The organism is Halomonas organivorans (genome assembly GCF_014192055.1).
GTDB lineage: Bacteria > Pseudomonadota > Gammaproteobacteria > Pseudomonadales > Halomonadaceae > Halomonas > Halomonas organivorans.
In genome coordinates, this window is the sequence record NZ_JACHXM010000027.1 from 28,054 (window position 1) to 49,479 (window position 21,426).

A 21,426-nucleotide genomic window follows, 5' to 3' on the forward strand; every position below is an offset into this window, starting at 1 on the left:
CCCCAAAGGCGGCCCACGGGCCGCCTTTTCTGTGCCCAACCCAAGAGGACGCATCATGTACGACATCGAGAAACTCCGCCGCCAGCGCGCCGAGATCAACGCCCAGGTGCAGGAGCTGGCCAAGCTGGAGGCCGAGAACGGCGAACTGACTGCCGAACAGCTCGAGCAGTTCGAACAGCTCTCCACCCAGTTCGAAGAACTGACCACCAAGCTGGAGCGCGCCGAGCGCACCGAGCGCATGAACGCCACCGCCTCACAGCCGGTCGAGACCTACGCCGGAAGCCAGGCAGGGCAGGGCGGCAACGGCGCCCCGGCGGTGCACGTCAAGCCCGAGCTCAAGCAGTACACCGGTGCCACCGCGGCGCGCATGGCCATGGCCGTCGCCGCTGGCCGCGGCGACATGCAGATCGCGGCCCAGTTCGCCCGCAACGAGATCGGCGACAACGACGTGGCCATGGCGGTGGAAACCTCCGCCGGCTCCGGTGGCTCGCTGGTGCCGCAGAACATGCACGACGAGATCATCGAGCTGCTGCGCCCGAAGACCATCGTGCGCTCGCTGGGCGCCCAGACCATGCCGCTGCCCAACGGCAACCTCAGCCTGCCGCGCATGGCCTCCGGTGCCACCTCCAGCTACGTGGGCGAGGGCAGTGATGTGCTGGCCAGCGAAGGCAGCACCGACGACGTCGCGCTGAACGCCAAGACCATGATCACCCTGGTGCCGTTCTCCAACCAGTTGATCGGTCGTGCCGGCTTCAACGTCGAGCAGCTGTTCCTCAACGACATGCTGGCCAGCATGGCGGTGCGCGAGGACAAGGCCTTCCTGCGTGACGATGGCTCCAGCGACACCCCCACCGGCTTCGGTCCGATCTGCGTGGCCGAAGGGCGCGTGGTGCCCTGGAGCGGCACCGTCGACCTGGATGGCATCGATGCCTATCTCGATAGCCTGATCCTGACGCTGATGGAGAGCGACAGCCTGCTGATCACCCCAGGATGGGGGCTGTCACCGCGCACCTACATGAAGCTGTTCGGCCTGCGCGACGGCAACGGCAACAAGGTCTACCCCGAGATGGCTCAAGGTGAGCTCAAGGGCTGGCCGATCAAGCACACCACCACCATCCCCAACAACCTCGACACCTCCGGGTCGGGCAACAGCAACGAGAGCGAGATCTACTTCGCCGACTGGAACGACGTGGTGATCGGCGAAAGCGACACCATGACCATCGATTTCAGCCGCGAGGCCACCTACAAGGACGCCGCCGACAACCTGGTCAGCGCCTTCTCGCGCAACCAGTCGCTGCTGCGCGTGGTGAAGGAGCACGACATCGCCTTCCGCCACCCCGAAGGCCTGGTGCTGGGTACCGAGGTGCCGTGGTAAGCGCCGACCGTCACGCCTGACACCGCCCGCCACTCGGCGGGCGGCGTTGTTTGCAGACCTTCATTCACAGGAGCCATCCCATGGCCGAGCAAAAATCCAAGCTGATCTCGATGACCTTCCGCAAGCCCTGGCACCGCTACGCCAAGGGCGACCGCGCCGGCTTCGAGCCCGAGCGCGCCAAGCAGCTCGAGGAGCGCAAGATCGCCGTACCCACCGCCAAGGCCAAGGAAGACGCCAAGGCCTCGAGCGGCCAGGCCGGCGGCGGCCAGAAGCCCGCCGCCAAAGGCACCGAAGGCGCCGACAAGACCTGACCCACCCGCGGCCAAGGACGGCCGCCCCCTATTCCCTGACCGAGACCCGCGATGATCACACTCGCTGAGGCCAAGCTGCATCTGCGCCTGATCACCAGCCCCGACGAGGCCGAGAGCTACACCGCCGAGGACGGGCTGATCCAAGCGCTGATCGACGCCGCCTACCGGCACGCCGAAGAGCGCACCCGCCAAGTGTTCCAGCAGGTCGAGCGCACACTGGCGCTCGACGGCTTCCCGGCGGGCGATGGAGCGATCGCGCTGCCGTGGACGCCGGTGGCATCCGTGGACTCGGTCGACTACATCGATCCGGCCGGCACCAACCAATCGCTGGATGCCAATGCGCTGCGTCTCGATGCTCGGCCGCTGTATCCCACGTTGGCGCCCCAGTGGGGCAGCGAGTGGCCGTCCACCATCGACGAGCCGGAGAGCGTCACGCTCACTGCCACGACGGGGCCGGATACCACGCCGCCCGACGTGCGCGCCGCCCTGCTGCTGCTGATCGGCCACTTTTACGAGAACCGCGAAGCCGTCGCCATCGGCACCATCGCCACCGACATTCCCCTCGGCGTCGAGATGCTGCTGGCGCCGCACATCATTCACGCCGTGGGGTAGCGCATGAGAGCCGGCAAACTCCGCCATCGCGTCACCCTGGAGTGGTACCAGAAGGGCGAGCGCACCGTCTCCGGCGCCACGCCGCCTGACTGGGTAGCCGGCGCCACCGTCTGGGCCAGCGTCGAGCCGCTCAGCGGCCGGCTGCTGCTCGCCGCCCAGGAGGCGCAGAGCGAGACAAGCGGCAAGATCCGCATGCGCTGGCGCGCTGACGTGGCCGCCGCCACCGGCAAGACGCTGCGCCTCCAACACGCCGGGCTGACCTACCGCATCGAGGGGCGGCCGCTCGACATCGACGGCCGCCGTCGCGAACTGGAGATCATGGTCCATGAGTGGGTTTGAGATCGAAGTCGCCGGCGATCGATTCGGCGAGGTCCTCGACCAGTTGCGTGGACTGGAGGAAGAGCTGCAGAGCCGCGCCGTACGGGCGGGCCTGGTGCGCGCTGTTGCCCCGGTCAAGAAGACGGCCAAGCGCCTGGCCCCGGCGCTGACCGGCGATCTGCGCAAGTCCATCGGCCACAAGCTGCTGAGCCGCAGTGCTCGGGGCCGGCTGGGGATCGGGCCGGAACGCCCGGCCATCTTCGTCGGGCCTACCCGCAAGGTGGGCGGCTACGACCAAAGCTTCGTGGCCAGCATCGTGGAAACTGGCATCGAGCCCAGCACCCGCACCGTGCGCCGCAACCTCAACGGTCACCGAGCCCGGCGGCGCGATGGCCAGTGGGTCACCTACACCTATCGCCACCCCGGGCAGGAAGCCGACCCGTTCCTTGGCCCGGCGCTCAAGATGCACAGCGCCGGCTTCGAGGGCCGTTTCTACGACGGCCTGACCCGCTACCTCGATCGCAAGGGCTTGCGCACATGATCGATACCATCCTCGCGGCGCTGGCTGCCGCCGGCGTTACCGCCTGGCGCTCCAGCGATGCCGATCCCAGCAGGACCGACACCGTGCCCGGGCTGGTCACGCTCGTCGACCCGGTGGTGGGCGGCAACCTTTGGCCGGTGCATCTCCCCAACGACGCACCGGACACCACCGGCGTCTACAGCCTGGCCGGCCAGGGCGACATCGAGGTCGATGGCTACCGCCTGAGCCGCGTCGATACCTACGTGCTCAGCCTGCGCAGCCCAGAGTTCGACCCGCTGCGCACCATGAGCGACGACCTGATCGCCCGAGTGGCGGCGCATACCGGCCTCGAGAGTTGGGAGATCACCGACGCCGCCACCGACTACGAATTCGACCCGCGCCAGTACCGCGCCCACTTCGAACTCCAGGCCACCAGCCTGGCCACCGCCGCCCCGGCGCTGCCCGCGGCGTTCGTGCATCCGGTGCAGGCTGATGCCGAACCCAACGCCATCGGCACCTTCGAGGTTCGCCAGACCGTTCACGAGCACATCGCGGTGACGCTGGTCGCCGAGCAGAGCGATCTCGATGCCCAGCGCCAGGCTGTGGTCGACGCGCTGCTCGGCCTTGAAACCGACGATGCCGTTTCCCCGCTGGAGTATGCCGGCGGCCAACGGGTGGCCGTCTCCGGTCGCCTGGTCTTCTGGCGCGAGCTCTACCGCTACCAGCGCCTCCTCTCCACCTGACCCGACGGAGGTCCCCATGCCCAACCACGGTGGCCGTTACGAGATCCGTGACGGCAAGCGCGTGCTGGTCGAACGCACCAAGCCCGCGCCCGAGCCCCGGACCAAGGCAACTGCCAAGGCCGATCCCAAGCCCGCCGCCAAGCCGGCGCCGAAGAAAACCAGCGACGTAACGGAGAACAGCAATGGCTAAGAAGTGGCGGAAACGCTATGCCGTGGTCAAGATCGAATCGGCTTACGGCGTCCCCAGCGCCGACATGACCGGGGCCACCATCCTCGAGGTGGTGATGCTCGATGGCGGCAACCCCTATGCCGGCAACACCGTGGACCGCGAGCGCATGCGCGATGGCCTCGGCGCTTTCGAGCAGGTGAATACCGGCCCCTACGTGGAGCGGCAGATTCGCGTGCCGTATGCCGGGCAGGGCACCGCCGGTACTGCGCCGGCCTACGGCCCGCTGCTGCGCGCCTGCGGCATGAGCGAAACCATCAACGTCGACACCGACGTGGTCTACCAGCCCGTCAGCGATGGCCACGAAAGCGTCGAGGTGTGGTGGATGGAAGATGGGCAGATGCAGCACATCAGCGGCGCTCGTGGCACCTGGTCGCTGACCTCGGACAGTCAGGGCCTGCCCTACATCCAGTTCAATCTCACCGGCCTCTACAAGAAAACCGAAGCCGCGGCGGATGCATCGATGGCCGACCAGGCGGTGCAGGCCAAGGAACTGCCGATCAACAAGCAGAACACCACCGCCAACATCGATGGCCATAACGCTTGCATGTCGTCCCTGTCGCTCGACATCGGCAACACCGTGGAGTACCGCAACCTGATCAACTGCGAGTCGGTGCACATCACCGATCGCCAGGCCAGCGGCTCCACCAACATCGAAGCGCCGGACCTGGCCACCAAGGACTATTTCGCCGCGGTGGAAAGCCACAACGGCGTGACCCTGGTGCCGGTGACGCTGACTCACGGCAGCGTGGCCGGCAACATCGTCGAGCTCAAGGGCAACCAGGTACAGCTCAACAGCATCTCGCCCACCAACAACCAGGGCATCATGCACTACGACATCGGCCTGCGCTGGCTGCCCACCGGCTCCGATGACAACGACTTCACCCTGACCTTCAAGTAACCCGCCCGCGCCGCCGCCGGGCGGCGCTCGGCCCTTACCTCCATCGAGGACCCCGACACCATGACCTTCGTACTCAAGCAGATCCCAGACATCACCGTACCCGTCACTGTGCAGGTGCCCGGCGATGACGAACCCTCCACCATCCACGCCCGCTGGCGGCTGCACCCGGTCAGCAAGACACGCGAGATCTTCGAGCAGCAGCGCGACGGCAAGCTGGACGACGACGCCCTGGTCGCCCAGGACCTACTCGGACTGGAAGGCATCAAGGACGAGAAGGGCAAGGACGTGTCCTTCAGCCAGGATCTAGTCGCCCAGCTGATGGAGACCCCCTACGTGCGCCGCCCACTGGTGCTGAGCTGGTACGCCGCGCAGGAAGGGCGCGCGCAGGCCGCCGCAAAAAACTGAAGGCCGCCGGCCGGTGGTGGGCGGGCGCCGGCCAGGTGGAAGACACTCGGGCCGCTGACGCCAAGGCGTTCAACATCGCGCCCCCGGACGACCCGCCCGAAGAAACGCGCTGCGAAGTGTGGGCCGAACACTGGCCCGCCCTCGAGCTCTTCACGGCGCTGCGCACCCAGTGGCAGATCGTCGCCGGCATGGGCGGCGCCGTCTATCGCGGGCTGGATTACCAAGCCCTCTACGGCCACCCCCGCTACGCCCGGCTGGACTTCGACGACCAGGACGAACTGCTCGAGCAGATCCAGCATCTGGAAGCCGGGGCGCTCGAGGGGCTGAATTCATAAACCGCTTTAATACCGATGGTCCCGGCCAACGGACCAACCTATAGCCCTGGCATCCGCCGGGGCTTTTTCATGCGCCACGCCCGGCGCAGCAAGCGCAGAGCCTCACAGAAACGAGCCTCGGAGAGCATCGGTTGTTCTCTGCGGGCTGGTGTTCTGGGCGACGAGGCTCGTTTCTATGAGGAGTGCACCATGCAACCGATGGTATTCGATGGTACCGAGATCGAGCTGATCACCTTGGATGGCGAGGTGTGGGCAAGGGGTACGCAAATTGCTCATGCCTTGGGCTACCGCAATGCGAGCCGAGCGGTGCGTGATGTCTACGACAGGAACGCCGACGAGTTCACCGACACCATGACAGCGGTTGTCGATCTGCCCACGGCGGGCGGCGTTCAGAAGGTCCGCATCTTCTCTCTGCGCGGCGCCCACCTTTTCGCCATGTTCGCCCGCACACCCAAGGCCAAGGCCTTCCGCCGCTGGGTGTTGGACGTGCTCGACACCATCACCCAGGGCGGCGAGTACGTGCGCCGCAAGTGGGAAGCGGCGCATCAGGCGTTGGAGGATCGTCGCGAGCAGGCGAGCGCGGAAGGGCGTGGCCTGGCGAGCTGGCGCTGGGAGAAGTCCTCGATGGAGATGGCCGAGCGCTACTGGGGCGAGCGGTTGCAACTCTCTTTGGCGCTCGACCACTGAACATCCATACACGGCCATCGCGGGCGTTTCGGTGCTGGCGCATGTAAGGCACCTTGTATAGGTAGCTTACTCGCAGTTAAGCCAGCTTGACGCCTGCGCCTGGCTGGGCGACCATTCTCGTGCCGCTGCCAAATCAGCGGCCCGGGTTTGGCGACCTGGAATCATTGGAGGCGCAGCAAAGGCGTCGATAGGCGCTTTTTTTATGCCTGAGTTATGGCGGGCTGCGTGGGGAGACCTTCGGGTCTGCCGGTTTCTCCTTTGACCGGTTCGCCAACCCTGCGCAGTCCGCCCCCATCTGAAGGCGACAGTGGCGGCGGACTCCTGACCTCAAAGGAGTTCCACCATGACAGCTATCACCGCTTCTCCCGTTTCCGTCGAGTTCCACGGCACCGCCATCCCGACCTTCAGCGTCGAGGGCGTCGTGCGCGTGGCCATGAAGCCAATCTGCGACACGATCGGCCTTGCCTGGCACGGGCAACATGAGCGCATCAAGCGCCACGCTGTTCTGAAGACCTGCGTTCGTGTCATACGAACGCAGCTTCCCGGCGAGCGGCAGCATCGGAAGCTGCTGACACTGCCGCTCAGCAAGCTGAACGGCTGGTTGTTCGGCATCGACACCAACCGGGTCAAGCCCGAGATCCGCCAGCGGCTGGTCGAGTACCAGGCCGAGTGCTTCGACGTGCTGGCCGACTACTGGCAGAAGGGCGAAGCGGTGAACCCGCGGGCCACCACCATCGACGAACGCCGGCCGCTCAATCGTGCCGTGCGCACCCTGGCCAACCTGCGCAGCGCCCGGGGCGAGGCCGCCGACTACGCCGGCATGTGGAAGCTGGTCAACGGCTACCTGGGCGTGGCCCATATCGAAGACGCCAGCCCGGCCCAGGTCGAGCAGGCCATGAGCTTCGTGCAGGAAAGCATCGACGGCGAGACCCGCCGGCTGCTGGAAGGGGAGTTCATCGAGCGCGCCGAACTGCCCAGCGCCCAGGCCGAGATCAACCTGCCGCGCACCAAGGCCTGGTTCGACTTCCCGCGCAGCGAGCTGTACGGCGAAGGCTGCGCCGAACGCTCCGCCCTGAGCCAGTTGATCAGGACCCTGGAGCGCGCCCATGCCGAGGGCCAGGCCGTCACCGTGAACAACGTGGCCGGCGCTGGCGCCGAGCTGCTGGCGCTGCGCCACCACCTCGAGGCCGGCACGCGCTCCGCGTCGGCGGCGCTGAATGACACCCAGGTCGAAGAGCTGTTCCAGCTCTACCTCTGCGTCAAGCGGGTGTGCGACATCTACGACCGCTACAGCCTGTGCGAGGCCATGACGCTGCTCGGTAGCCGGGCGGGCGTCGACCTGCACGACCAGCTGCGAGACGGCGTGAGAGTGGCGGATTCGCTGGCCAGCCACCTCAAGCCCCAGTTCGAGCGTGAGTGGCAGGCGCGCCCGAACCTGCGCCGCATGTAATCGCGATGCCCAAGGAGAAGCACGGCCATGAACTATGAAGCGATCGGGCGCTGCCAGGTGCTGCGCAAAGACGTTGAGCGCCTTCACCTCCAGCGAAATTCCGCCATCACTGCGCTACGCGGAGAGCTGCGCGGCGTGATGGGTAGCATCAAGGGCACCGTTTACACCTTCGACCCCGAGGCCGCGCACCGCCAGTTGGCCGAGATTGAGGACACCAGCCGGCAGCTGATGGAAGCGGTCGCCGAGTTCAACGAGTGGGCGCCGGAGGCTGGCGAACGCCCGATCACCGTGGCCGAGCCGCGCCTGCCGTAGCCAGTCCCTGTGACATGGCCCGCTTCGGCGGGCCCTATGACAGGACGCCCCGAGGCGCCCTGCGATAGCCCGTGCCTGAACGGTGGGTGGAGTCGGTCGGGTGGCTGAGCTAGGCTTACTTAGCCATCTGCCCGGAAGAGGCAGCGATCCACTCCCTTTACGCAGGGATGCTTATGTCACGCAAAACCTTCATTGCGGCCTTGGCCGTACCATTGGTCATGGCCGGTTGTGCCAATGTCTCTAACTATCGCCCGCTGATCGACACCAAAGGCGTCGACGGCGCCCAGTACGAGCAGGATCTACGCGAGTGCCGGGCCTATGCCCAGCGCATCAATCCCCAGTCGCAAGCTGTGATGGGTGCCATCGTAGGTGCCTTGGCAACGGCGGCGACGGTCGCGATCGCCATGGATAGCGGTGACTATCTTGGTCGCTCTGCCGGTGTCGGTGCGGTGGCCGGTGCCGCCGAGGGTGGTGGTAGCGCGGTTGTCGCTCAGCGGCGCGCCGTGCATAAGTGCCTGGACGGACGCGGCTACAGCGTATTGCAGTAACCGCCATAGCAATCTTTGGACTACATAACGCAGGGAGGCAGATATGTTCGGTGAGTTCAAGGTTCATGCCGGTGATTTTGCAACCAACCGTAAGGCTCAGTTTTTACCGAATACTTTCTTCATGCCCAAGGCAGATGCGATCTGGGGTAATGAGAAGTATCAATCGACAGACGTCGAAGAGCTTGCGCCGGCCAGCGAAGAGAACGTGAAACGAATTGGTGGGACTGTTGGGTGGGGTGCTGCAGGTGCCGTAATTCTTGGCCCGGTTGGCCTTCTCGCTGGGTTGCTCGCGGGCGGGCGCAAGAAGGAGGTCACCTTCATTGTGAAATTCACTGATGGTAAGAAGGCGTTGTGCACGGCTGACAACAAAACCTTCACCAAGATGCAGGCTTCTCAGTTCTAGCGTTCTCAACTCAACGATGTATGAGCCCGCCACCCGGCGGGCTTTTTTGTGCCCGAATGACGAGGTAGCCCATGGCTCGCCAGTACAAGACAGGCCTGATCATCACCGGCGATGCCTCCGGTGGCATCAAGGCGATCCAAGCCACCGAGAAGGAGCTGCGTCAGCTCAACCAGGGGTTTGACCGTGGTCGTCGGCGGGCTCGCGATTTCGCCGACGAGGCCGACGAGACGGGGCAGCGCCTGGAGTTTTTGCGCAATACCGCGATTGGTGTCGGTTCTGCGTTGGCGGGTGCCTTCGCCGTGAGCAGCATGGCGGGTCAAGCTCGGATGATTTCCGAGACGAATGCACTGGCAAAGGCGCTGCAGACCTCCACGACGGAGCTTCAGGCTTGGCAGTACGCTGGCGAGCAGGTGGGCATTCAGGGCGACAAAATGGGAGACATCTTCAAGGATGCCTCCGAGAAAATCGGTGATTTCGCTCGTACCGGCGGCGGCGAGGCCGCCGACCTCATCGAGCAGATGGGGCTCAATATCAAAGAGCTGCTGGATCTCTCGCCGGATCAGCAACTACTCAAGATCGGGGAGTCGCTTCAAGCGTTGACTCCCTCGGAGCGAGCAACGTTTCTGGAGTCCCTTGCCGATGACGCGGTGCGCTTGCAGCCGCTGCTGGAGAACAATGCGGCGGTCCTGCGCCAGTACACCGACGAGGCTCGCCAGCTCGGCGTGGCCATGGACCAGGTCGACATCGATGCCGCGGTCGAGGCGGACCGCGCCGTCAAGCAGCTCACCGCTACAGGTCAGGGTCTTGCCAATATGCTGTTGGCGGAGCTGGGGCCGGGGCTGAATGTTGCTGCCAGTGGTGCTGCGTCACTGGTCGCCGAATTGCGGGATGATGAGATCGGCGCTGCCGAGACGGCCCTCAGATCAACTGCCGGTGCTGCGGCTGGATTGGCGACTGCCTACCTAACTATTCGCGGCGGTCTATTGGCGGCGACGGCCGCGCAATGGGCATTCAATACTGCTGTTCGAGCTAACCCGTTGATGCTGGCTGTTGGGGCAGCGAGCGCCCTGGTGGGGGCGCTGATCACTACACGCGATCACATGAGCGAGGTGGAACGGCAGGCCGAGAACACCTCGCGCGAGGTGCGCGGCTTGGCTGAAGGGTTTGCGCTGCTGACCGAACAGCAGCAGATCAACACCCGCGGCAAGGTGCTGGCCGACCTGACGGAGTGGCGGCTGGAAGCTGCTGAGCTTGGGGCTGAAATCACCAAGCTCAACGGGCTGGCCCGAGAGTCTGGCCAGCTGACCGCCCAGGGCGGCGCGATGGAGATCATCACGCCCGAGCAGATGGCCCGTGGTCGGCAGGCGCGCCAGGAACTGGCGGCGCTGATGACCCAGATCGGCGCTGGCACCGACACTCTCAAGGAAATGGATAGCATCCTGGAGGAGCTGGGCGGCTCTGGGGGGGGGCTCCCCAACCTCGCCGAGTCCTCTGCTTCCGCCACAAGCGAACTCGACCGCCAGGCTGAGGCCGCCCAGTCCCTCCTCGACCAGCTCTACCCTCTCCAGGCCGCCCAGCGAGAGTATGCCGAGAAGAAGGCGCAGATCGCCCAGATCGCCCTGCAGGAGAACAAGAGCAACGAATGGCTGGCCGAGTCCATGCGCCGGCTTGACGATAGCTACCGCAACGCCGGCACGGCCGCCGAGGAATACGGGCTGGAAGCCCAGCGTGCCGCCGAGGGCACCGAGACCGCCTTTGATGCGTCGCTGACCGTCATGGAGCGGGGCGTGGAGCGCCTGGACGATGCATTCGTGGATCAGTGGCGTGGCCTGCTGGATGGTTCGCGCAGTGCGATGGACTCGCTCGAGGACATCCTGCTCGACAGCATGGCTCAGATCGCCCACAACCTCACCACTCGTCAGTTGATCATCCCGATCCAGGCGATGATCACCGGCGAGGGGCAGGGTCAAGCCGGTGGCGGTCTGTTCGGGGGTGGCGGCCAGGGCGGCGGGTTTGACATCAATCCCAATACGCTTGTCAGTGCTGGCAAGAATATTTATGGCTGGGTGACCGGATCAGGAGCGAGTGCCGGGGGCGGCTGGGCCTCGCAGGTTGCCGCCAGCGGCTATTCAGGCTGGGCCGGAAGTGCTACCGGCACCGGCTATGGTGCTGCAGGCGGAGCCGGCGGCGGCTGGATGAGCGGTGCGGGTGCAGGTCTGGCGAATGCCGGCGCGCTGGCGGCAGCCTACTATGCCGGCGGCTATGTGGGCTCCGAAGTTGGCGGCATGGTCTCCGACAAGAAAGCCAATTCCAACTATGGGCAAATGGCGGGGACTGCCATTGGCAGTATTTGGGGGCCCATCGGTGCGGGCGTGGGCTCGGCCATCGGCTCTGTCGTTGACACTGTGTTTGGCTCGCCGAACAACGACCTGGACATTGCGCTGCAGCGCCGGGCATCCCAAGAGGGCCAGCGTTGGGATAACGACATCGTAGCTGAAGGTGCGTTCGGTGCCGTCGGGTTCGATGCTGGCAACTCCCATGAAGTCAAGGATTTATGGGATGTTGAAGAAGCCCAGACGCTGGTCGAATCCATTGCAAAGATGGACGACCTTTTCGCCTCGATCGCCGACAGCGAACGCGAACGCGCTGCAATGCAAGAGGCCGTGCTCAATACGGGGCATGAGGACGGCAGGGGTTACTACGGGGAAACCAGTACCCCGGGTGACGTCGCCAAGATACTCACCAGCAGGTACAGGGAGGCGTTCGCGGCCACCGGCAGCCAGTTCCAAGATCTCTTCGAGCGTCTATTTGACGACGGCCTGGACGCCGGTGCTCAAGAGGTAGCGCGGTTCGGCGTAGCGCTCGATACCGTCGAGGACGCTCTGGCCGGTAATCAGCAGGCGCTTGCCGATGCACGTGCCGAGATCGCGTCATACTCTTCCGACCTTGAAGCGTATGTTGTTGCCGCCGAGTCAATGTCCGCCGCGGCATCGGCGATGGGCGTCCTCGAGCAGGCATCGCAGCGCATGGGCATCACCTTCGATGCTACCGCAGGCGGCGCGATCCATGCGGCGAGCGAGCTACAGGTCGCTGCGGGCGGGGTGGAATCCCTCGCCGGCCTCCAGCAGCAGTTCTACTCGCAATACGCCAGCCAGACCGAGCAAGCCGCACAGTCGTTCAGCGGCGTGTATGAGTCGCTGCGTGACATCACCGGGCAGGTCCCGGAGACCACGGCGCAGTTCCGCCGGCTGGTGGAGGCCCAAAACCTCAACACCGAGGCAGGCCGCGAGGCGTACCTGCAACTGTTGCAACTGGCCCCGGCGTTCGCCCAGGTAGCGGGCTCGGTCGAGGACGTGATCGGCTCGATCTACCAAGATGTGCTCGGCCGTGAGGCCGATGCCGGCGGGCTGGAATACTACGTCTCGCTGATCGAGAGCGGCGGACTGACGGTGGCCGAGGCGCTGGCGCAGATCCGCAACTCGTCCGAAGCCGCGTCCGTGGCCGCGAGCGATGCGGCGGACTCGATTCAGGATCAAGCCGACGCCACTCGCATCGCCGAGCAGCGTGCACGGATGGAGATCGAGCTGCTGCGCCTGCAGGGCTTCGAGGCCGAGGCCACCCGCCGTGAGCGTCAGCTCGAGCTGGACGCGATGAACGACTCGCTCGATCCGCTGCAGGAACGCATCTGGGCGCTGCGGGATGCCAAGGAAGCCGAGCAGGAGCGCAATCAGGCACTGGAGCAGGCGAGGAAAACCCTCGCCGGTTTCTCGACGTCCATCGACGACTGGCTCGCCCAGCTCACGTCCACCGACCAGGGCATGGGCACGCCGCAGGAGCAGCTCGATGCCGCCGCGTCGGCGTGGCAGACCCAGCTCGCGGCGGCCCGGGCCGGCGACCAGGATGCGCTTGGCAGCATCACGCAGTATGCCGACCGCTATCTCGATGCCGCCAAGGGCATGTACGCCAGCGGCGAGGGCTCCCAAGCGGTGCTCGACCGCATCACCAGTGCGCTCGAGACCCTGCCCGAACAGCTGTCACCCGAGCAGCTCCTGGCTGACGAGCTCAAGGGCGCGATCTCCGGCGCGGCGGGCGACGTCATCGCCTCAATCACCGGGCTGACGACGTCCGTTGCCCAGAATTTCGAGGGCCTGGATGCCAACGTCGACGGCCTGCTGACGTTCAGCGAGCTGAAGCGCGGCCTGGCCGGCAAGGCGACCAACAGCCAGATCCGCAGCATGATCGCGCGCATGGACGTCAATGCGGACGACCAGGTCTCGCAACTCGAGTCGCTGATCGCGCAGTCCAGCGTCGATGCCGGCCTGATCGGCAGCACGCTCGAGACTGAGATGCGGCGGCTGGGCGGCGAGGTGCTGACGGCCGAACAGGCGCGCCGCGTGCTCGCCCCGCATGCGACCGATGCCGAGATCTCTCGACTGATCGAGCGTATCGACGCCAACGGCGATGGCCTGCTGTCGGCGCAGGAGCTGACTGCCGCCCGTGTGTCCGGCCTGGCACAGGGCATCGGCAGCACGCTGGAGCCGATGTTCGACGGCATCGACCTGAACACCGATGGCCTCATCAACTACGACGAGTTCGGCAAACAGTTCGCCGGGCTGGCATCGGACGCCGAGCTGCGCCGGATCTATCGTCGCCTCGACATCGACGGCGATGGGACGATCAGCCGGCTGGAGGCCGTGCAGGCCAACACCGCACCGCTCAACGATGCCCGCCTCGACGGTCTGAAAGTGTCGCTCGGTCTGCACCACGAGCCGCTCGCTTGGCAGGACGCCGCCTACAACATGGCCACGGTCTGGGGCGATATGGGTATCGCCGGATTCGGGGCCGCCAAGGGTGGCTACCTGGAGCGCGGGCCCGAGGACGCGAACAGCGGTGGCTCGTCGTCTGGTGGCGGCTCGTCAACCGGCGGCACCACCGGCGGCGGCTCGTCTGGCGGCGCATCGAGCAATGCCCCGGCGAAAGCTCGCTCGTGGATCGACCTGTTCTGGGACCGCATCGATGACGTCGCCGGCTCTGCGTCGCTCGGCTACCTGGAGCGGGAATACCAAACTCTCTCCGGCGCCGAGAACGCTGTCGGCGTGGCGCTCGATCGGATCCAAGGGCTCGGCGGCAACATCCCATCCGGCCGCGTCAGCGATCTTGCTGCCGACTGGTCGTTCTTCGCCGATGGCGGCGTGTTCGCCAACTCCATCGTCGACCGCCCCACCGCATTTCAGATGGGAATGATGGGCGAGGCCGGGCCGGAGGCGATCATGCCGCTGGCATCAGGCCCCGACGGGCTCGGCGTTCGCATGTACGACGCGCCGCCGATGCCCGAGCTGCCGCTGCTGGGGCAAGGCGATGTGCTGGAAGTGCTCAACGATATGCGCCGCGAGCTCAAGACCTCGAACGCAGAAAATCAGCGCCTGCGCGCCGAGGTAACCAACCTGCTCGATCAGGGCAATCGCGAACGCGCCGAGGGCAACCGTCGCGGCGAGAGCCAGCGTGCAACTCAGATCCGCGAGCAGCAGACCGCGAACCGCATCAACAAGCAGCAGCGCAAGGGGGTGATGACGTGACAGAGCAGGAGTATGACGCCTGGCTCGCCGACCTCACCGCGCGGCGCATCGTGCTCGCCGAGCTGCACTATGACGGCGGCGTCGAGTATGTCGCGACGCATCCGTTTATCTCGCTGCCCGGCGATAGCGACCCGAACCGGCTGTATGACGACCTGCTGAAATCGGCGGTCGACATCAGCACCCGGATCGACGGCATGACGCAGTTCGGCGAGGTGGCGTTGCTCAACGATGGGGGGCTGAACCCATGGCTGGATCGCGCATGGGAAGGCCACCCCATCGAGCTGTATTTCGGGGCGCCGGACTGGTCGCGCGATGATTTCCGGCTGATCGCGAAAGGCCGCAATGGCGGCATCACGGAGTCGCGCCGGGGCTCGTTGACGTTCGCGATGCACGACGAGTCTCGAATCCTCGACGAGCGCATCGACACCGGTCAGTTGCCGGACGATGCCGGCCCGGTGCCGCTGGCACTGGGCTCGGTCTACAACGCGCCGATGCCGAGGGTCGAGACGGCAACGCTGACGTATCAGCCGAGCTATCTCGCCGTGGACTCGTTCGCGCCGAAGGACAACGGCAACCCGGTGACGTTTACCGGCGACGAGGCGAACGGAAAGTTGACGATGGACGCCACGGTCGTCGGTACGCCGACGGTCGACATCGAGGAGCAGCACAACACGCCCAACGACATCGTCGCGTGGGTCGCCGCGCAGTACGGGCTGACGGTGAGCGCTGCGCAACTCTACCCCTACACCGTGGGGCTCTACTACGACGGCGAGGTAACCGGGGCGCAGATCCTCGACGATCTGTGCGATGGACTGGGGGCGTACTGGTATCTCGACCCCACCGGCGGCATCGTCGCCCGGCGCTACACCGTCAATCTGCTCGCACCGGTGGCCACTATCGTCGGTGACGACATCGTGCGGGATCAGATCTCACTGTCCGAGACGCAGCGCCCGTGGAAATCCCTGACGCTGCGCTGGGGGCGGAACTACAGCCCGCTCAGCGCCATAGCTGGGGATGTCGAGGCCAATCAGCCGACCGAGGCCGCGCGTCTGCGCCGCGACTGGAGCGACAGCAGCAGCACGCAGTCGCTGCCCGAATACCCGTATGCCGAGACGCTCACGATCGACACGGCGATTGCCGACGCGGCCGACGCCAATCAGCAGCGCGGGCACTTGATGGCGTTTCGCGATCAGCGCCGCGACGTCTGGTCCATTGAGGCGTTCTCGCTGCGTGTCAGCGTCGGTGACACCGTCAACATCCGGCATCCCCTGCTCGACGATGTCGACGCCCTGGTGCTGGCCGTCTCGCAATCCCCGACACGCGGCACATCAACATTGGAGGTCTGGGTGTGAGCAACAAACTCCGCATGATTCTCGACAATCTGCATGACACGGCGACGCTCACGGCCTCGACCGAAGGCATGCCGATCGAGTACACGCAGCGCAGCGGCCGGAGCTATGTGTGGCGCTCCGAGTTCCAACCCGTCGTCGACCTCCCTGAGCAGACCATCGAGGCGACCCTGGCGAAACCGGCGTATCTCGATGCCGTGGTGATCTATGCCCACAACATCAGCACCGCCGGCACCGTCCGCGTCGAGCTGATGCTCAGCGGGAGCGTGGTGTATGACTCGGGCGCCGTTGTCGCAACTGAGATTATCCCGCTCGGGATATGGCGGGCCGGCATCGATCCCTGGGGAGCGAGCGCGCTGACGGGGCTTCCTATTCGGCAGTACACGAGCTGGATAGACCCCGTAGTCGCCGACGCATATCGCATTACGATCAACGACCCGGCGAACCCCGATGATTACCTCGAAATCGGCCGCATTTTTGCCGGCGTCACGTTCTCGCCCGAACTGAATCCACAATACGGCGTATCGCTAGATTGGCTCGATTTCACCGAGTTGCAGCGCACCGAATCGGGATCATTGCGCGCCGTTGGCGAGGGATCGGCCAGGCGGCTTTCTATCGATCTCGCCCATCTCTCCCGCGAGGGTATCAGCGAGAATACGCGGCAACTGCTAACGGCAGGAAAGCGCCGGGACATTTACGTCAGCATGTATCCCGAACAGGGCGGCATGCTGGAAAACGAACACGCCTTTGTTGCCCGGCGCGGCGGCGACTATACGCACACGCACTCTGCATATAACCAGTGGCAAGCCCCTATCCAATTCGACGAGGTTTAACGCATGGCAACAAATATCCCCACTATCGACGTCCCGAACTTCGTCGGCTCAAACTTTGACATCGGCGATACCGTCGAGGTCATCACAAAGCAGAACGACGTCAATCAAAAGCTGCTCGATTTTGGCGATGACTTGAACGTCACGGTGGGCGCTATCAACACCGTCGGTGACGAGATCGAACAAACGGCGCAGGACGCCGCCGACAGCGCAACGCTGGCCGACAATCTGGCCGACCTGGTCGCCGAGACCACCGCGACCTATACCAGCGTCTCTGCCGGCCTGGCCGATACCGTCGACACCGACTATTTCCGCGTGATCACCGCGCCCACGGCCAGCGAGGTTGCGGTCTATCGCAACGACGGCGGTAGCGCCACGCTGATCACGACGTATTACACCCAGGCGGGCGTCGATCAGCGCAACGCCCAGGCTACCCGGCTCGCCCGGTCCCTACAGCGCCGGGGCGACAGCGGGCAAGCCTTGCATAGCGATTTTGCCTACGGCGCCTACGGGCTGGGCAGCCGAGTGTCGGGGGGCGTGGATACGGCGCTGAGCGGGGAGGAACTGTGGGATGGGTTTCAGCGGGCTACGCCTGCCTGGGAGTGGCAGCCCAGCGGGCCGAATGGGGAGCTACGCATCACTGAGGTTCCGGCGGATGCTATCGGTCGGGGCTGGGACCCTGAAACGGGAGAGCCGTTGGGGGTGGCTGCCAGGCCGTCGAGCGGCAACTATGCCCTGCATTCAAACGACATGTCTGTATCGCCATGGGCGACAGGAGTCGGGGTGTCTCTGACGGAAGTTTCTGGCGGCCGCATCGTCAAGGATGAGCCTGAATGGCTTGTCGAGGGGGCTTCTTCTGTTGGATTTTCCCAAGAAAATCTGCGCCACGCATTGTCGGGTTTGACCCCCGATATTCTTTATGCGTATTCAATATACGTTATTCCGGGCCCAGGCTGCGATTCGATTAGCCTGCGCTCAAACTCGGACTCTCAGGGAATTGGGAGCAATTCATACACCACCCCCGTCACCCCTGGTCAGCTAGTGCGCGTTGACGCTCCATTTGCATCAAGCAATGATTCAGGCTTAGTCACAATATCCTCGGCATTCGCCAGCTCCCCCGGTGCAGGATTTACCGTTGCAGGATTCCAAATTAATCCCGGCGAGGTTCCGACCGGCTACATTCCCACTACCAGCAGCCCGGTAACGCGCGACACGGATGATATAAGCGACGCTCTTGGGGGTGAATTCAACTCCGTTGAGGGCGCTCTATTCTTAAAAGCTACCGTTCCCAATCCGGCACAAGGCGAGACCTACGCAGCCGCACTATCGGACGGTTCGGCTTTCGCGCGCATCGGGCTGGAATTCAACCCAGCGTCGTCAACACCGATCAGGTTTCGCGTTATATCGAATGGTGAGGATAGCGGGGGTGCGCTTGGGCTCTCGACTGCCGAATCTGAGGGGGTTACTGAGGTGTCGGCAATTGTCCGGTGGCAGGACGGCGAATTCACCGCCGCGATTAACGGGCAACTGCTAGGCCCATTTCAGACCACAATGCCCGATGTGACGCATCGATATGTGGGACGCGCAGTGTCCTCGCTTGGACCGGTGAAGAGCGTCAACGTCGCCGACGTCATCGTCTACCCCCATGCGCTGACTGACAGCAAGATGCAGGAGCTGACATCATGATCGACGCGATTATCTACGTTCCCGACTATCCAGCTCTCGTCACGCATCTCGACACCAACTACCCCGCCCTGTTGGAGCGCGACGAGACGGGCGCCGTGGTGCAGCCGCCGGTGGTGACCGGATTTGCCCGCACCCCGGCAACGGCCCTCGACGGCGGGCAGTCGCTCGCCGTTTATGCCCGCCTCCGCCCCGCTGAGGTCGAGCAATGGCGCGGCATGCCGCACGTCACGGTGTTGGCCGAGGCGCCGTATGCCGGGCGCGGCACAGCTCAAGCGGTCTACGACCAGGTGTTTGCCGATCCCGAGCTGTTGGCGATCTATGACAGCGTGTACGACCGCGCGCCGAGGGAGGTCGACGACGGCGAGGGCGGCACGATGACCGTCACGCCTCCCGAGTGGTTCGGCATCATGGCCGGCGCTTGAGGGCCGTCGGGTGACTCATAGCTGGTACTTTATCGAGCCCATCTATTGCATCAGCCGTTTGTGTTATCGCAACGTGTTGCATTACAGAGCTGGCTAGGTGAAGATCTTCTCCGCCTTTGGTCGACGAGAGTATCATGAAAGACAAACTACTAGGGTCAGATTTTAGCTTTTTTGATGGCTTGAATTACGACTTGCTTGCCTCTGTTTTTATTGCGGTTTTGGGCTATTGTCTGGTCCATGCTTTTACTTCATGGCGTGACAGGGTCAATAAGAGAAGGGAGATAAGGGCTGAGTTTTTGAATCGATCATACGACCAAGTGGCGAAGATTGTTACTGCTGACAGCTGGGGGCTAGATGAGATTAGGAAGGTCTTTGCGGATATACAGCTGGCAGGGAGTGATGCTCAGATAAGGGCTGTTGTTGAAGTTTCGAGACAGATGCCCGGTGCTTTCAGGGGGGAAGATGGAGGAAAGATCGATGTTGACCCTGTATTAAGAACAATACGAGAGGAGTTTCGGCGTGAGCTTGGTATGAAACGTGCGGATATGGATTTCGTATGGCTCCAGTCAACACGAAATAGGGACGACCAGGGCGCGCAGCCAGCGCGACCGGACGGTAGAGACGAAAACGCCTCTCGCTAGAGGCCGCTATGCAAAGTTGATCAAATCGGCTGCAAGCTATACTCCCACCATGTGTGGACGATTCGCCCTTTACGACATCCCCCGCGTTCGGCGGTCGCTTCGGATCATCCTCGGCGAGGACTTCGAGCCGTTGCCGACATCTCCGCGCTACAACGTGTGCCCCGGCACCTGGATCACCGCGGCCTGGCACTCCGGCGAGGGCGCGCCACTGGCCCTGGGTCAGCTGTGGTGGGGCTACCGCCCGCACTGGGCCACCGGCAAAGCGCCCGAGCCGATCAACGCCAAGTCGGAAGGCGTGGCCACGTCACGCTATTTCCGTTCGGCGTTCGCCCGGCACCGCTGCCTGGTACCGGCAGACGGCTGGTACGAATGGCTGGCCCTGCTGGACGGCAAGCAACCGCACTACATCACCCGGGCCGATCGGGAGCCGCTGTGGCTGGCCGGGATCTGGACCGAGCGACCCGACGGCAACCCAGGCTGCGCGATCCTCACCGAGCCCGCCCGCGGTGCCGCCGCCGAGATCCACGACCGCATGCCGCTGGCGTTGGATGATGACAGTCTGGCGCCCTGGCTCGACCCTCACATGACAGACCGCGAGGCCCTACGAGGCGCCGTCCACCACCTCGATGACGAGCTGCTTACGCACTGGCCGGTGAGCCGCCGCGTCAACCGCCCAGCAAATGACGACGCCTCGCTGATCGAGCCGGCTGACGATGAGATGGGGTGATGTCCTACGGTACGGGCGCATCCCGCGCACTACGTTAAGGGTGTGGCGTCAGGACGATGCGCGCTCTCGCCGGAGCCGCCCGCGACTCAACCGACACCACATCTCCTCAAGTAGAATTCAGGGCCAGGGATGGCCCGACTACCACGGCACCCGCCTGGCAACCTGGCCCAGCTGCGCGGCGCGACGCCGGCAATACCGCCACACTCCCTCCGTGACATCGTGCCGGCGCTCGAGCAGATACGTCGGCGACCCCGGCTCCCACCACTCCCAGCGCCGATCACGATGGCCGAGCAGCACCCGCCCGCTGATCAGCCAGCCCTGCCACACCACGTGGTACTCCACCACCCGATTGCCCGGCGCAGCCCCACGGCGCAGGCTGACCCAGCCCCGCCGCTCCAATCGCTTGCGCCATAGCAACGACTCACGGCCGGTGGCCACGTCACGCCTCCGACGGTACCCAGCTGACCAACCAACCCTCCGGGGTCCGCGTGATGTCCACGTTCTCGTTCTCATCGATCTCGCCAATGATACGATCCCAGGCGTCGAGGTCGTCGCCGTCCTCGGGTTTCAGATGCACCTGGCGTTTCTCACGCCGGTTCGCCGCCTGGATCTCGATCTGGATACGCTGCCCGAGCAGCTGGTACGGAGATGGTTTGGGCACGGTCGCGCCTCCCTGTGACTGTATGCGTGTACAGTATCGGCAGGGAAGGGGTGGGGTGCAAGGTGGGTGGTGTCGAATCTGCACCGGGCGTGAGGGCGTGATTGACACTTCGGCCCGGCGAGCGGCATCATCCGGGTATGACCCTATTCCGACCGACACAACGCATCCGCCAGTGGTGGCCCTTCTGAGAAGGGCGGCCGCTGACGTGTGAGATGACGACGCCGCCCACCGGGGCGGCGTTTTCGTTTGTCTGGCCCCGGCACGGGCTGGCGCAGGTACCGCGAACGATCTGGGTAAGATCCTGGGTAACAAACAGAGCCCGAAAATAGAAACCACTGCAAAATCAAGGACCCTATCGCCATGTCCGTGCTGATGATCGATAACTACG

At 64.6% G+C, this 21,426-nt stretch carries 24 protein-coding genes; 22 read left to right on the forward strand and 2 right to left on the reverse strand.

All coding sequences use genetic code 11. The features are described from left to right. Window positions 1-55 precede the first annotated feature (55 nt). From FHR96_RS18330 to FHR96_RS18435, 22 genes are all read left to right on the forward strand, one after another. Entirely contained in the window at window positions 56-1,375 is a 1,320-nt protein-coding gene (locus FHR96_RS18330) for a phage major capsid protein (RefSeq protein WP_183389180.1), read from the forward strand. Between the two features lie 80 nt (window positions 1,376-1,455). After that, window positions 1,456-1,686 carry a hypothetical protein gene (locus FHR96_RS18335; protein WP_183389181.1) on the forward strand — a complete coding sequence of 77 codons (231 nt, stop codon included), beginning with the start codon at window positions 1,456-1,458 and terminating at the stop codon, window positions 1,684-1,686. A gap of 51 nt (window positions 1,687-1,737) precedes the next feature. Further along, window positions 1,738-2,298 carry a head-tail connector protein gene (locus FHR96_RS18340; RefSeq protein ID WP_183389182.1) on the forward strand — a complete coding sequence of 187 codons (561 nt, stop codon included), beginning with the start codon at window positions 1,738-1,740 and terminating at the stop codon, window positions 2,296-2,298. A gap of 3 nt (window positions 2,299-2,301) precedes the next feature. Then, on the forward strand, window positions 2,302-2,637 hold the full coding sequence (locus tag FHR96_RS18345; protein WP_183389183.1) for a phage head closure protein: 336 nt from the start codon (window positions 2,302-2,304) through the stop codon (window positions 2,635-2,637). After that, window positions 2,624-3,157: an HK97 gp10 family phage protein gene (locus FHR96_RS18350; RefSeq protein WP_183389184.1), complete on the forward strand. Its 534-nt coding sequence runs from the start codon at window positions 2,624-2,626 to the stop codon at window positions 3,155-3,157. Before FHR96_RS18345 ends, FHR96_RS18350 begins: the two co-directional genes overlap by 14 nt. Then, window positions 3,154-3,879, forward strand: a complete 726-nt coding sequence (locus FHR96_RS18355) for a phage tail terminator protein (RefSeq protein ID WP_183389185.1) — start codon at window positions 3,154-3,156, stop codon at window positions 3,877-3,879. The genes FHR96_RS18350 and FHR96_RS18355 overlap by 4 nt, the downstream gene beginning before the upstream one ends. A gap of 16 nt (window positions 3,880-3,895) precedes the next feature. Then, window positions 3,896-4,069, forward strand: coding sequence for a hypothetical protein (locus FHR96_RS18360; protein ID WP_183389186.1), 174 nt, complete (start codon window positions 3,896-3,898; stop codon window positions 4,067-4,069). Then, window positions 4,062-5,006, forward strand: a complete 945-nt coding sequence (locus FHR96_RS18365; RefSeq protein WP_183389187.1) for a phage tail tube protein — start codon at window positions 4,062-4,064, stop codon at window positions 5,004-5,006. Before FHR96_RS18360 ends, FHR96_RS18365 begins: the two co-directional genes overlap by 8 nt. 60 nt (window positions 5,007-5,066) lie before the next feature. Beyond that, window positions 5,067-5,411 (forward strand): hypothetical protein, encoded by a 345-nt coding sequence (locus FHR96_RS18370; RefSeq protein WP_183389188.1) that lies wholly within the window; start codon window positions 5,067-5,069, stop codon window positions 5,409-5,411. Window positions 5,412-5,446: 35 nt separating this feature from the next. Next, window positions 5,447-5,746 carry a DUF1799 domain-containing protein gene (locus tag FHR96_RS18375; RefSeq protein WP_221195879.1) on the forward strand — a complete coding sequence of 100 codons (300 nt, stop codon included), beginning with the start codon at window positions 5,447-5,449 and terminating at the stop codon, window positions 5,744-5,746. Between the two features lie 189 nt (window positions 5,747-5,935). Beyond that, window positions 5,936-6,433, forward strand: coding sequence for a BRO family protein (locus FHR96_RS18380; protein WP_183389189.1), 498 nt, complete (start codon window positions 5,936-5,938; stop codon window positions 6,431-6,433). A gap of 343 nt (window positions 6,434-6,776) precedes the next feature. Then, the gene (locus FHR96_RS18385; RefSeq protein ID WP_183389190.1) at window positions 6,777-7,883 is read left to right on the forward strand and encodes a phage antirepressor N-terminal domain-containing protein; all 1,107 of its coding nucleotides are present in this window, start codon (window positions 6,777-6,779) and stop codon (window positions 7,881-7,883) included. 27 nt (window positions 7,884-7,910) lie between these two features. Further along, complete coding sequence (locus tag FHR96_RS18390; protein WP_183389191.1) at window positions 7,911-8,195, forward strand: hypothetical protein; 285 nt, start codon at window positions 7,911-7,913, stop codon at window positions 8,193-8,195. A gap of 173 nt (window positions 8,196-8,368) precedes the next feature. Beyond that, window positions 8,369-8,743: a glycine zipper family protein gene (locus FHR96_RS18395; RefSeq protein ID WP_183389192.1), complete on the forward strand. Its 375-nt coding sequence runs from the start codon at window positions 8,369-8,371 to the stop codon at window positions 8,741-8,743. Window positions 8,744-8,786: 43 nt separating this feature from the next. Beyond that, window positions 8,787-9,146 carry a hypothetical protein gene (locus FHR96_RS18400; RefSeq protein WP_183389193.1) on the forward strand — a complete coding sequence of 120 codons (360 nt, stop codon included), beginning with the start codon at window positions 8,787-8,789 and terminating at the stop codon, window positions 9,144-9,146. 71 nt (window positions 9,147-9,217) lie between these two features. Next, window positions 9,218-14,722 (forward strand): DUF4214 domain-containing protein, encoded by a 5,505-nt coding sequence (locus FHR96_RS18405; protein ID WP_183389194.1) that lies wholly within the window; start codon window positions 9,218-9,220, stop codon window positions 14,720-14,722. Beyond that, window positions 14,719-16,074 (forward strand): hypothetical protein, encoded by a 1,356-nt coding sequence (locus tag FHR96_RS18410; RefSeq protein WP_183389195.1) that lies wholly within the window; start codon window positions 14,719-14,721, stop codon window positions 16,072-16,074. The genes FHR96_RS18405 and FHR96_RS18410 overlap by 4 nt, the downstream gene beginning before the upstream one ends. Next, a complete protein-coding gene (locus tag FHR96_RS18415) occupies window positions 16,071-16,904 on the forward strand; it encodes a hypothetical protein (RefSeq protein ID WP_183389196.1) in 834 nt (277 codons plus the stop codon). Before FHR96_RS18410 ends, FHR96_RS18415 begins: the two co-directional genes overlap by 4 nt. A 3-nt stretch (window positions 16,905-16,907) precedes the next feature. Further along, the gene (locus FHR96_RS18420) at window positions 16,908-18,587 is read left to right on the forward strand and encodes a phage head spike fiber domain-containing protein (RefSeq protein WP_183389197.1); all 1,680 of its coding nucleotides are present in this window, start codon (window positions 16,908-16,910) and stop codon (window positions 18,585-18,587) included. Beyond that, a complete protein-coding gene (locus FHR96_RS18425; protein ID WP_183389198.1) occupies window positions 18,584-19,009 on the forward strand; it encodes a hypothetical protein in 426 nt (141 codons plus the stop codon). The genes FHR96_RS18420 and FHR96_RS18425 overlap by 4 nt, the downstream gene beginning before the upstream one ends. A gap of 134 nt (window positions 19,010-19,143) precedes the next feature. Next, complete coding sequence (locus FHR96_RS18430) at window positions 19,144-19,650, forward strand: hypothetical protein (protein WP_183389199.1); 507 nt, start codon at window positions 19,144-19,146, stop codon at window positions 19,648-19,650. Window positions 19,651-19,699: 49 nt separating this feature from the next. Continuing rightward, a complete protein-coding gene (locus FHR96_RS18435; protein ID WP_183389200.1) occupies window positions 19,700-20,377 on the forward strand; it encodes an SOS response-associated peptidase in 678 nt (225 codons plus the stop codon). Between the two features lie 138 nt (window positions 20,378-20,515). On the opposite strand, the gene FHR96_RS18440 is transcribed toward FHR96_RS18435, so the two are convergent. Together FHR96_RS18440 and FHR96_RS22710 are read right to left on the reverse strand one after the other, a co-directional pair. Then, window positions 20,516-20,815 carry a hypothetical protein gene (locus tag FHR96_RS18440; RefSeq protein ID WP_183389201.1) on the reverse strand — a complete coding sequence of 100 codons (300 nt, stop codon included), beginning with the start codon at window positions 20,813-20,815 and terminating at the stop codon, window positions 20,516-20,518. Window position 20,816: 1 nt separating this feature from the next. Further along, window positions 20,817-21,038, reverse strand: a complete 222-nt coding sequence (locus FHR96_RS22710) for a DUF1654 domain-containing protein (protein ID WP_183389202.1) — start codon at window positions 21,036-21,038, stop codon at window positions 20,817-20,819. Between the last annotated feature and the right edge of the window lie 388 nt (window positions 21,039-21,426).